Raw genomic sequence first — 13,209 nt, 5'->3', positions numbered from 1 at the left:
TACGGATATGGGTTGATTTACATTCTGGGCATTGCATAAATTATTCCTCCTATTCATACTCTAACTCAGCAACGCCGTAAATTGTTAGTTGAATGACGATCCGTCAGAACCAGGAAAAATTAGAGGAGCCAGGATTAGGGGATGCGTAAGTCCTGTATCATTTACACTTCAGTGTATTCTTTGCCTTTTTGAGACTCTAACCAACGTTGATAAGCTTCCTTGTCGCCTCCAAAGGAATCGACAGAAACTTGACGTTCTGGCATGGGTTTGAGGGGAGCATCAATAGGGGAATATTGGCAATAGCAGATTACTACCATATCAAATTCACCGATCGGAATATCGGGAGTATAAGTCTCAACCCGCGCCACTTCCCACTCACCTGTGCGGTAATGAGTGCTGTAACCGTGCCGAGTTGGATCGTGTTCTGCTTCCACACGAACAAATTCTGGGGGGCGATAGCCAACTTCAGGAATTGGGCCATCAGAAGAGTCAAAGTGTTCTGCCAAAATGCGAGTCAATGATTGAGTGTGTTGAAACTTGCGTTTTTCCCAACCAGGTTGGCGCTTGTCTGCTCTAAAGACAATCCATTTACGCATCTTCATCCTCCTTGCTTTCTAGTTCTTTGTACCAGTCGGGAAACTCTGTTTTTCCTTGAAAAACACAATCAACTTTTAGAATAGGGCCGTCAATTTTCTCAATCTCAATCAGCTTCCAACCATACTTTTCTTCCATCTCTTCACAACAATCTGGATCTGCCGCTCCATGTCGAGACTTGTCTTCGTCTGGATCGTAACGCAACCAGTTTGGATTATTTGGCATAATTGTATTGCTCCCTGTGTTGGGTTGACAACATTGGAGAAGTCGTCTGGACTCGGTATTTGCGGTACTGCGTCCGGGCGCGTCTTTGTCAAATTATAGAATAATTCAGGGCTTACGCACTCCGACGCCTAGAAACCGGGTTTTTTACCGAATCTGCCGATCGCAGTGAAGTATTCTCGTAAAAAAACCCGGTTTCTGACCACCCGTGCGTCCTGGACTGAACCCGACAATTGATTGAATTTGCTTGACAAATATCATTTAATATGGTTTCTAGGTTTCAGCGAAAATTTTAAATGGCGAAGGGCGATCGTTTTGCGATCGAACTTGGGCATTCTAGAGATTAGGTGCTTTGTGAGTGCCTGGAAAACAGCGACGCCAAGAGTTAGCAATGGAAAGTACACAGAAAAAATCTAGTGATAGTCGGGTTCGTAAGGGCGATCGAATTAAGCAGATTTTTGCGTTAGTATCAATGGTTTCGTTTGGTGGTTCTGCGATTTTTGGTATTTTTAGTCTGTTCAGCAGCGGTTTGAGTAGCCAGCATCAACAAAAACCGACGCCTGTGGCTGTTTCTCAGGAATCTTTGCTGGCGGCGCAGGAACGGGGGTATGAGACGGTTTTGCAGCGGGAACCGCAGAATCAGACTGCTCTGGAGGGGTTGGCAAATGTGCGGTTGCAGATGAATAATAAGGTGGGGGCGATCGAGCCTTTGGAGAAGTTGGTGAAGTTGAATCCAGATCGGGCTGATTATAAGGTATTGTTGGGGCAGGCGAAGGGGAAGAAGTAGCGGAAAGGGCGATTCCCACAAAAAGTTAACACTTAGAAAATTCTGAGTAAAAGAGAAATAAATGGTTATAAGTCAACATATACTTTTGTATTCAGATGATCCAGGAATAGGGGGAAGTGCACGATACGATCACTCAATTCTATGTGGTTTAGCAACGTCAGGATACCAAGTCTCTTATGTAAACTCCGAGACATCCAGCCCAATGATAACTTGCCAAAAAAAGCTGGGGATTCAACATTGGTGGCTGGATTTCAATACAGTTAATGAGTTTGGACGTACCTTGACCAATCCATCCGATGCTCAAAGAATTATATCTAGTGCTAAACCAGATCTAATTGTCTTTAGTGATGCCTGTCCCCTCTCTAATTTTGCAGCTAAGCAGGTAGCTATTCAACTTAGAATTCCCTACATTACTGTTGTAGGTTTTGCAGCTCCCTATCTAGCCGAGCGATTTACTGACTACTTAGAAGAATTGGCACATCATTATGAGCAAGCTAAATTTGTTTTGGCAATCGCCCGCGAAACTTTGAATTTACTGCATGAACTATTTAGGCTTCCTAAAGATAAGGGAGAAGTTATTTACTGGGGACGACCTAGTGAGTATTTTGAAACTCCCAAGGCAGCAACTCGACAACGCCTACGCCAAGAATTTGATATTCCTTTAAATGCTGTGGTTTGTTTTACGGCTGCTCGCTTAGATCCCAGGAAAGGATTTGAATATCAGATAGAAGCCATTAAACAGCTTCATCAAAGCTCAGTATGGTCTAACCTTTACTTTGTTTGGGCTGGTTTTGGAGATTTAGAAACTCCATTCAGGGAGACAGTAAAGCAACTAGGAGTAGACACGCAAGTTAAAATATTAGGACAGCGATGGGATATTTCAGACTGGATGGATGCGGCTGATATTTTTATTTTGCCTTCCGTATTAGAATCATTAGGGCTAGCTATTATAGAGGCGATGGCAAAAGGGCTGCCCGTAATAGCTTCAGCAGTTGGTGGAATTCCCGAAGTTTTGGGCGATACTGGCAAACTACTTCCCGATCCAAAAATAGATTCGCAGGGCACAGTTAGAGATTTAGTTAAAACAGTTAGTGCTTGGTGCGCGAATTCAAAATTACGTCGGTCAATAGGTCAGTCGTGCAAAAAGCGAGCAGAAAAGATGTTTAGGGAAGAACAAATGGTCACAAATACTATTGAAGTAATAGAACGTGCTTTATTACCATTCAGAGATTATGTTTCACCAGGTCTATCAATAATTCTGCCGGATAAATGCTTTCCAAACATGATCGTAGCAGACCCAAAAACTTGTCCTTGGCCCTACCAGCGTCAGGGTATTCCTCACAACTGGTATGTGGACAGGCGCTTTCCAGATGTAGGATTTCAGAATAGAGATGAAGCCCATATTCTTTACAATACAGCTTTGAAATTTAAGGGAAAAAGAGCTCTAGAAATAGGGTGCTTTATGGGTTGGTCAACTTGTCATTTAGCACTGGGAGGAGTTGAGCTAGATGTTATCGATCCTTTGTTGGGAAGAGCAGATTTTTATGAAAGTGTAAGCAATTCGCTTCAATGCGCTGGCGTACTGAACTCAGTTAATCTAATAGCTGGCTTTAGTCCACAGAAAGTAGAAGAATTAACAACTCAATTACAACGTCGTTGGTCATTAATTTTTATTGATGGAGAACACGCTGCTCCCGGTCCCCTCCAAGATGCTATTGTTGCTAATAAAGTTGCAGAAGCAGACGCTATAGTTTTATTTCACGATTTACCATCTCCTGATGTCGCCCAAGGCTTAGATTACCTAAGACAAAATGGATGGAATACAAGGGTTTATCAAACAATGCAAATCATGGGTGTGGCTTGGCGAGGGAATGTAGAGCCTGTTAAACATCTGCCAGATCCCAAAGTTAAATGGCTCTTGCCAGAGCACATAAAACATTATTCTGTCAGCGGTATATCGCCTCAGTTTCTTACTGATCTATCTAGCTATGTTGAGCAATACCAGAAAGATTCCTCCGAACAATCTGTATTAACGGCTCTGTGTCAAACCAGAAAAAATATCGCTGAACTGTGGCTTAATACAGCAGATGTTCTGCTTGAAAGTGTCTACTTGAGCGACATCGGTAAAGGTCATCAACTAATACTAGGTAGTGGAATTTGCAATCAACCTCTAACCACAAGTGAACAGACTTATGTGGGCGAGCTAGTAAGCATAATTTCTTCTAAAGGATTTGACAATCCAAAAGCTATCCAGTGTGTACTAGCTGGAATGCTTTATGTCAATGCTTATCATTTATCCCTCCCACAGGATCTCCCTCGCATCCCTCATTGGCTCCTCAACGACTATCTGAAATTTATACTTAACTGTCAACCCTATTTTCAAGAAATTGGCGAGGCAGATAGTTACTGCAAATATATGCAGGAAATAGTAAATTACTTACACCGATCTATTTTTACGAATCCAAATTCGGATTTTTGGCGTAATGTATGTAGTCAATTTTTACAAATCACATCCTTCATACCTCTTTATTTTAATGAAGTTAATCTTAAAGACCTTTATATTAAACGTTCGGAAATTACAGCATTTGCTCTCAAAGAAGAAGGACAGGAAGTGGACTGGGAATTTGCTGAGCGCTCTTTAACCAGAAAAAAAATTCGGCTGGGTATCCTGGCTTCACATTTCACGCCAGCAGCAGAAACCTTTGCCTCACTGCCTGTGTATGAGTATATCAGTCGAGATTTTGAAGTTATTTTGTATTCCTTAATGAGCAATGGGCATCCCCTAGAGGAATATTGTCAAAGCTGCGCTAATTCGTTTAAGCTGCTGCCGAAAAATTTAAATGAACAGGTCAAATTAATTCGGGAAGACGACCTAGACATATTGTTTATTGCCACAAATGTGACAGCAGTCACTAACCAAATATATTTACTAGCGCTGCACCGAATGGCAAGAATTCAAGTAACCAGTGTTGCCTCAGTAGTAACCACAGGAATACGGAATATAGATTATTATATTTCTGGTAAATTGACCGAATCGTTTGAAGATGCAGAACAGCACTACCAGGAGGAATTATTAAAACTTGATGGTTCTGCACATTGCTTTAGTTATGGAAATGAGCAAAATCTAGCTAGTACAAAAGTAAATCGGGAAAGCCTCGGTATAGCAGAAGACGCAGTAGTTTTTATCTCAGGAGCTAACCTGTTTAAAATTATTCCAGAGTTGCGTAATACTTGGGCCAAAATAGTAGCTGCTGTCCCGAACTCAGTGTTAGTTCTTTATCCGTTTGGGCCAAACTGGTCCAATTATTATCCCAAGCAAGTCTTTATAGAGAGTCTAAATGCAGCCTTTTTACAGCACGGTGCAGATCCAGATAGTTTGCTGATATTAGACCCTACACCTGTACCAAACCGATATGATATCAAAGAATACCTGAAGCTGGCAGATATATATCTTGATTCCCATCCCTTTTCAGGAACAACATCTCTGATTGACCCCTTGGAAGTTGGTCTACCTATAGTAGCAAGACAAGGAGCTTGCTTCCGCTCTGTAATGGGTGCAGCACTTCTACAACAACTAGGCATACCAGATTTAGTTGCCGAAAGTGAAGAGTCTTACCTCCAATTAGCTATCGGCCTCGGAACTCACCCTGAATTTCGGCACCAAAAGAGTGCTCAGGTTAAGCAAAAAATGCAGGGAAATCCGGGATTTCTAGACAGCCGCTCTTACTCCGCTGAAATCGGCAGGCTGTTCCAAGAAATTTTCAGAAAATACCAGTCAAATGCTCTGGCGAAAAGACTCAATTTGAGAGAGATAAATCTGATTATTTTTCCAGATTGGAGTCAGCCAGAAGAATTACTCTTGCCAGGTTTAGCGAGTGCGATCGCAGCGGTCGCAGTTCATCCAGATAAGAGCAAGATAACTCTACTTGTAGACAACAGCAATATTTCTGATGAAGATGCTAATCTAGCTTTATCTAGTGTTGCCATGAATCTTCTTATGGAAGAAGATTTAGACGTTTCTGAGGGTCCTGAAATTGCACTCAGTGGAGAGTTTAGCAAAATCCAGTGGGAAGCTCTAATGCCTCGCCTTCACGCTAGAATCGTCTTGGAAAATGAGAACACAGAGGCGATCGCTCAAGCTAAGGCAGAAAATCTTGCCCTATGGCAAATAGACAGTTTGTAGGCAATGACCATCTGAGAAACTTAGAGAACGAACTCAATACCTACGTTTTTGAAAAATATGGATTATCAAAGATTTTTCGAGCAACTCCCTAGCTTGTATGAAAACTGGGAACAAGGTTTAGCCTTTCCCAAGTCTGATCGGTTTCAGAAAATCCTGAACCAAGTTACAGGTATGACAACAGCAAATGTTATGCAGTTGGTCAATTTTGCTGTGGAATGCCTGGAACCTAATGAGGTTTACTGTGAAGTAGGATGCTTCCAAGGCGCAAGTTTAATTGCAGCCCTTCTGGATCATCCAGAACAGATGGCTTATGCAGTGGATAACTTCTCGGAATTTGATACTTTCGGGGATAGTTTTGAAAAATTGACTGAAAATTTATCAAGTTTCAATTTGTCAGAGCAAGTTTTTCTATGTCCGCAAGAGTTTGAAGAGTTTTTCTCCGAACTGGGTGGACTTGAGACTGAAGATAAAATTGGTTTTTATTTTTATGATGGAGCGCACGATTACCGATCGCATTTAATGGGATTACTTTTGGTAAGACCCTTCTTGGCTGAGCGAGCGCTCATTCTTGTCAGCAATAGCAATTGGTCAGCCCCGCAACAAGCTAACTGGGATTTCTTAGCTGCTCATCCTGAATGCCAGTTACTTTTAGATAAGGCGGACGGCTCTGATAACTATAAAATTTGGAAGGGCGTGCAACTTTTTGTTTGGGATAAGACTAGAAAGCATCAAGAGGAGGGAGAAACTTTCGGAGCGAGACGAAATCAAGCAGTCATTGCATCCTTAGATAAGCTGCAAGAAGAAGAGCGTCAAAAAATTATAGCTACTCTACATAACGAAGCCGTAGAATTGCACTGCTCTGGTGCAATAACACCGGCAAATAAGGGTAAAATTGTCAATCCACAGGATGAAGAATTATTTTTATCTTGGTCGAGCGACAATCTAGAAAAAGCTGAAAAAAAATATCAAGAAGTTTTGCGATGGGAACCAGACAATGCAGATGCTTGGCTCCATTTGGGTACCCTCTATTACATGAAAGAGCAATATCAAGATGCAATATTGTTGCTGCTCAAGTCTATAGAAATTGACCCGCTCAAAGCTATCAGGCATTATAATTTAGGTGTGGTGCTAGAAGCTGTTGGCGATCGCGTGCAAGCTATTCGAGCTTATCAAGAGGCGATCCAGCTACATCCTGAGAATATCCAAGCTTATAACAATTTAGGTAATATCCTTGCGGAAGCGGGTGAAATCGAGCAAGCTGAATCAGTTTATCGTCAGGCGATCAGAGCTAATCCAGAACATTTTGGTGGCTATCTGAATTTGGGTAACATTCTGATGTTGCGACAGCAAATTGATGAGGCGATCGCAGCCTATGAAACAGCCCTTAGACTCAAACCACGCTATCCGGACATTCTCAATAATCTAGGTCTAGCATTTGAAGCTAAAAATGATAAAGCTCAAGCCTATTCCTACTTAGGGTATGCTTCTTATCGACAGAATAAACCTGAAATAGCGATTAGTTACTTTAACAAATTTCTCGAAATTCAAACTGGAGATATAGATTGTTATATTGCCTTGGCTGACTGTTATAAATTAACGAATCAATATGATAAAGCTTTGAAAGTTTATGAAGATAGCACCAGTTTATACCCAAAGGAAGAGAACCTTTACTTTTCATGGATATTAACCTTGCAAAAGGCTGGGCGGACACAGGAAGCGATTGCAGTGGCTAGGAATGCTTCAAAACTTCTGCCAAATGCTTTACAACTAAATCGAGAAGCAGAACTCCTACTGCCGGTTATTTATGATTCCCCAGAAGAAATTAAGTTTTATCGGCAGCGATTCGTTCAGGGGTTGCATAATTTTAGTCAGCAAATCTCCTTGGAAAATGCTGAAAAGAAAAAGAATTCTTTAAAGGGGATCAGTTGCTATCAAAACTTTCTACTTCAATACCAAGGTAGTAACGACTTAGAGTTACAAAAACAGTATGGACAGTTAGTTTATAGAATCATGGCTGCTAACTATCCCCGCTGGGTCTTGCCTCGCCCAATGCCTATTCTCAACCCAAAAGAGAAAATTCGCATTGGTTATGTTTCTCATGGTATGCGGGGCAATGGGGTAGGCAAACTTTTGCTTGGCTGGCTTCGCAACTGCGATCGCCAGCAATTTGAGGTGTATTGCTACCATATCAACCCTGAAGAGGATGCCCTAACTGAAAAATTTCGAGTTTATAGCGATGTTTTTCATGAGATTACAGGCGATCTAGAAGGCGTTTGTAAACAAATTGTCTCAGACCAATTGCACATCCTGGTTTTTGTAGAAATTGGGATGCACCCGCAGATGATACAAATGGCAGGATTGCGACTTGCCCCCATCCAATGTACGAGCTGGTTACATCCTGTTACGTCGGGTATGCCAACGATAGATTACTTCCTATCTAGTGAGGCAATGGAACCAGAGAATGCTGCGGAGCATTACTCTGAACAACTAATCCGCTTGCCTAAGTTAGGAATGTCTTGTACTAAACCAATCATTCCTACACTGACAAAAAAAAGAGCGGATTTTCTACTGCGCGATGACGGAGTAGTGTATCTATCCTGTCAATCTCTGTCTAAGTATCTCCCGCAGTATGATTATATCTACCCAGAAATTGCTCAAAAAGTACCTCAATCTCAGTTCGTCTTCGTAGCTCACGAAAGCCCCCTGATTACTGAGAAATTACAGCAACGTCTTAAACAAGCTTTTGCTAAGTATGGCTTGAAAAATGAAGACTACTGCATCATTTTACCCAGGCAAATTATCATTAATTACTGGCAACTTAATCTGCTTGCGGATATTTTCCTAGACACCTTTAATTGGTCGGGAGGCATTACTACCCTAGAAGCGATCGCTTGTAATTTGCCCATCGTCACCTGTCCAGGCGAATTGATGCGCGGCCGTCAATCCTATGGGATGCTAAAAATACTAGGTCTAACAGATACGATTGCCCAAGATGAGGCAGAGTATATTGACATCGCTATAAAATTGGGATTAGATGCGGAATGGCGACATACTCTCTCCCAGCAGATGAGCGATCGCCATGCTAATCTCTACGAAGACGTAACCTGTGTCAAAGCGCTTGAGCAGTTCTACCGACAGGTTGTGGCAGACAAGCTAACCACTGATGCAAAAACACCGCCACTATTGTCAACAGCTAAGAAAAAAGTTCTCCATGTTGGCTGCGGGCCTTATTCCATATCAGGCTTGCATGACACTTTCCAAACTGATGAATGGCAGGAAGTGCGGCTTGATATTGACCCAAATGTAAAGCCAGATATTATTAGCTCTATTACAGATATGAGTCCGGTGTCCAGCCAGTCGGTTGATGCAATCTGGTCATCCCATAATATTGAGCATATCTATCCACACGAAGTGCCGATCGCCTTAGCTGAATTTTACCGCGTACTGAAGCCCGGTGGATTTGTTTTAATCACCTTGCCAGATATCCAGACAGTAGCAGAGTATGTAGCCCAAGGGAACTTAGAGGAGCCTATCTACCTTTCTCCTGCTGGCCCAATTGCTGCAATTGATATTCTCTATGGTTTGGGTACAGATCTCGCCAAAGGTAAATACTACATGGCACATCGCACGGGTTTCACACAGGAAAGTCTCGCTCAGAAAATGCGGCAAGTTGGTTTCCATCCCGTTGAAGTCCACAGTGAAAACCTCAATCTTTGGGCAACAGCTTATAAGCCTATTGAATGACAAAATATCATTCTGTACTGTTCTTTGATTAAAAAAGATAAGTGGCTTTCTGCTAATAATTTGCTTTAGCAGATCGCTTCCAAGTGTGTTCGTATAATTCTCGCGCGGCTGGGTGCAACAAATCGCAATCTAAAACCCCTTTCAACACTTGCATCAACAGCTCAGAATCTACCTCAGCCGATTCCTTTGACTTCAAAATCTCGATGACACCGAGAGAATATAGCTCTTCTCCTTCATACCTTCCAAGCAAGATAGACAGCTCAATCAAGCGCAATAGGTTGTTAATATTTGTAGGACAAATCTCCCGCAGATGCTGCCGGATTATCCATGTCACTGGATAGTCGCCCAGAGCCTGTCGCCGCTTCGCTTCCACTTCTAGTACCTGCACCAGCTCTGCTGTCCACAAATCAACTTGCTCCCCATCCCCTTCCGTCATCCCTAACAGCCAAGTCGTCTGAGCTTCTGCCTCTTGTCCCTGCAACAGCAATGTCAACCCCAAATGCCAGTGCAGGGACTTATTCTCCGGCTGCGCGTGAATCGCCTGCTCATAGAAGTTTGCAGCCTGACTGTAATCTCCTTGAATCAAACATTCATACGCTTGCTGCTGCAAAGTGGTAGGTTCACTCAAAGCAGTCTTTTGTAAAAACTTGAGTTCTGTTAAATTTTCTATATGTGTAATTAATTCTTTTCGATAACGTTTGAGGGATATTTTCAGTTCTTCTTCTTGCTCTTGGTTGGCACAGTAGCGATTACTGGTTCTCCACCAACCCGATTCCTTGACAAAAGCTATATCTACTTGCCATAATGCTCCATCTAATGGGCGATAGCTAAGGTCAACAATATCATAGATTACAAATCCATGTGATTTCATAAAACTAACGATCTCATGAATTTTTCCAAACAGAGCTGCTTCTACAATCAAATAATCTGTAGCCTCAAGAGTTTGAATAGCCCCTTCTAGCACGTCGAGTTCCCTGCCATCAACATCTATTTTGATTAAGTAAGGGTATTCTAATCGGTGTTCTCTACAGATTTCATCTAGGGTAATAGCTTGTACAGTCCTTAATTCTAATTCTTCAGAATCACTCCCCTCAGAAGAGTCAGAAATTGAAGAGTGTACTAAGTTGAGATTAATTTCGAGCCTAACAAGCCCAGATTTTTTGCTGGCAGCAGCCATGATGTACTCTGCACGCTCAAGAGTTTTACATAGTTGTGCGAGATAAGGTTCGTTCTCTTGGATGGGTTCAATCAGAAAATGGCTTGATTTAGGAAAAACTTCATAAAGTGCAAATGTTCCTAATGCAGCACCCACATCAATAACTGTTTTAGGTTCAAAGCCCAGTTGCTTTACATTGAATAATGACCAAGTCATTGAATCTCTCGGAATAATTATATCGTCGGTCATACCTACTTGAAGCCTCACTATTATTAGAAGTAAAGAATTGAACGGTTAATTACAAGAATCTAAGTATTTTTGCCACATTTGCTCATAAGCTTTCTCCATTTCCCGCGCAAACAGATTCCCATTCCACAGAGGTGCTGTTTGCCGTGACTGTCGTAATTTCCAAGCTATTTGCTGTCGCAGAGAAGAGTCTTTTCCTAAACGAATTCCCCATTCCACATATTCTTCATCTGTCCAAGCAATTCCCTCACTCACACCTGCATTCACCATCATCGTGTAGCTATTGCGACTAGAGAACTGTTGTCCTACGCGGGTTACTATAGGAATGCCCATCCACAGGGTTTCCATTGTGGTTGTAGCTCCGTTATAAGGATAAGTATCGAGTACCACATCAGCAATAGCTAGGTTGGCTCGGTGAATTTCCTCTGAAGATACCAAGGGAAGAAATCGCAAACGCTCCCCAGCCACACCCTCAGATTCTGCAATCTTAATAAAAAAGTTTTGGAGGGCTTCTTGATCCGCTAATCCTTTAACAATGAAGTAGCTATTGGGTACTGCTTGCATAATTTGCATTTGCAGCCGTACCGTATTCGGATTGTATTTATATCCTCTCTGAGCGCTCAGATATATAATAGCATCACTAGGAATATTCAAATTATCCCGACGCAGCGTTGGCACACCTACCTCAAAACCATCTACTGCTATGTAAGTTTGAGGTAAACGCCAGATCTTTTCCGTGTAGTAATCCTGAGCGGATTCTGGTAAAACGTAAGGATCGGCAATGTAGTAATCAATTGCTGGTACTCCTGACGCATCCCAACCAAGCCAGGTGACTTGTACGGGTGCTGGTTTCATTGCCATAATCTCAGAAACATTATTCAGAGTCAGACTATCGAGATCGATCAAAATATCAATCTCATCTTTGTTAATCAGTTCTGCTGTCCCACTACTATCTAAGGGCAATTTATACGCCTTGTCAGATTGACTAATATACCATTCTTGCAAAGGGTCATTTGTCTGTTCCGAACTTAATAAATAAGTATTGATTTCAAAAAACTCGCGGTTATGATACTGAAATAACCACCGGGCTAAATGTCCGACAGAATGCTTGCGGAGACAATAGGAAATATATCCAATCTTTAAGCGTTTCGTAGAACTTTTATTATATTTCGGATTAGAAAAACGTTTTTGGCGATATCGCTCTACTTGATCTTTCGCATAGTTTTCTATATTTTTTTGACAAATTTGACCAATTTGGCTCCTAATTATTCCATTCTCTTCAGGCCGATCCTGAAAGTACGGAAAGAAAAAACAAGAACTAAATAAGCGGATTGTCGCAGTTGAAGTGAGGGAGGAAGGTTGTTCTTCGTGTAAAGCAGCAAGTAGAGATTTATGAGTCTCCATGACCGAACAAAACTCATCCCAATAACCACCCGCGCTCATTAAACCACGCATAATCAGATGATTAGCATAAACTTTATCCGCTAACTTATCTATGACTGAATAACATAACTTGGCAGTTTCAATCCCTTTAGAATATTCACAAATATCTTGATAAAGACAAGAGAGAGTTCGTAATAATTCTGGATTCTTTGGTTCTAAACATAATCCTAGTTCAGTAAAACGTGTCGCTAGAACAAATTGCTTGGCTGAGTAAGCCGTATTGTAGACAAACTCGATCAAATTATCTAAAAAAGGAATGATTTCTTTAATATAAGGGAGACAGGCTTCTGTTAAATTAAAAGAGGATGGGTGAAGAGGAGCCTGTTCTAAAACATTTTTCCAAACTTGCAGTAATAACTCAGAATCGGTGGTGGTTCCAGCTTCTGATTTGAGCAGCTCAATTACACCTAGCTCATTCAATTCATCTCCTGTATATCTGCCCAGTAAGGTGGATAACCCAATTAAATGCAACAGATTGTTAATATAATTAGGGTTAACTTCCCTGATATGCTGCCGGATTACCCAAGCTGATGAATAATCTGCTAGCTCTAATCGCCGTCGCTCAGCTTCAGCTTGTAGCACCTGTACCAAATCCTCTGTCCATTGTTCGATTTCTTCCGAACTACCCTCAGCCATTGCTAACAGCCAAGTTGTTTGAGCTTCTGTTTCTTGTCCCTGCAACAGCAATATCAATCCTAAGTGCCAGTAGTAGGACTTGACACTAGGTTCTACATTAATCCCTGCTTCATAGAGTTTTGCAGCTTGAAGATAATCACCATATCGGAAATATTCAGCAGCTTGCTCCTGCCAATCTGATGCCATAACCGACAAATT

At 41.7% G+C, this 13,209-nt stretch carries 7 protein-coding genes; 3 read left to right on the top strand and 4 right to left on the bottom strand.

The genetic code is table 11. The features are described from left to right. Window positions 1-161: 161 nt before the first annotated feature. On the bottom strand, window positions 162-596 hold the full coding sequence (locus tag QUB35_RS26230; RefSeq protein WP_333144591.1) for a hypothetical protein: 435 nt from the start codon (window positions 594-596) through the stop codon (window positions 162-164). Then, window positions 589-819 (bottom strand): hypothetical protein, encoded by a 231-nt coding sequence (locus QUB35_RS26225; protein WP_333129647.1) that lies wholly within the window; start codon window positions 817-819, stop codon window positions 589-591. Before QUB35_RS26225 ends, QUB35_RS26230 begins: the two co-directional genes overlap by 8 nt. Before the next feature lie 388 nt (window positions 820-1,207). Between QUB35_RS26225 and QUB35_RS26220 the strand changes: the two genes are divergently transcribed. From QUB35_RS26220 to QUB35_RS26210, 3 genes are all read left to right on the top strand, one after another. Beyond that, on the top strand, window positions 1,208-1,603 hold the full coding sequence (locus QUB35_RS26220; protein ID WP_333144590.1) for a tetratricopeptide repeat protein: 396 nt from the start codon (window positions 1,208-1,210) through the stop codon (window positions 1,601-1,603). Between the two features lie 61 nt (window positions 1,604-1,664). Further along, complete coding sequence (locus tag QUB35_RS26215; RefSeq protein WP_333144589.1) at window positions 1,665-5,786, top strand: glycosyltransferase; 4,122 nt, start codon at window positions 1,665-1,667, stop codon at window positions 5,784-5,786. 57 nt (window positions 5,787-5,843) lie between these two features. After that, the gene (locus QUB35_RS26210; RefSeq protein ID WP_333144588.1) at window positions 5,844-9,530 is read left to right on the top strand and encodes a tetratricopeptide repeat protein; all 3,687 of its coding nucleotides are present in this window, start codon (window positions 5,844-5,846) and stop codon (window positions 9,528-9,530) included. Window positions 9,531-9,582: 52 nt separating this feature from the next. Here QUB35_RS26210 and QUB35_RS26205 read toward each other — a convergent pair whose 3' ends face one another. Beyond that, window positions 9,583-10,902 (bottom strand): FkbM family methyltransferase, encoded by a 1,320-nt coding sequence (locus tag QUB35_RS26205; RefSeq protein WP_333144587.1) that lies wholly within the window; start codon window positions 10,900-10,902, stop codon window positions 9,583-9,585. Between the two features lie 78 nt (window positions 10,903-10,980). Beyond that, window positions 10,981-13,197, bottom strand: a complete 2,217-nt coding sequence (locus QUB35_RS26200; protein WP_333144586.1) for an O-linked N-acetylglucosamine transferase family protein — start codon at window positions 13,195-13,197, stop codon at window positions 10,981-10,983. Between the last annotated feature and the right edge of the window lie 12 nt (window positions 13,198-13,209).

Origin of the sequence: Microcoleus sp. B13-B6, from assembly GCF_036705405.1 — a bacterium.
Lineage (GTDB): Bacteria > Cyanobacteriota > Cyanobacteriia > Cyanobacteriales > Microcoleaceae > Microcoleus.
This window is presented reverse-complemented; position numbering and strand designations above follow the sequence as displayed.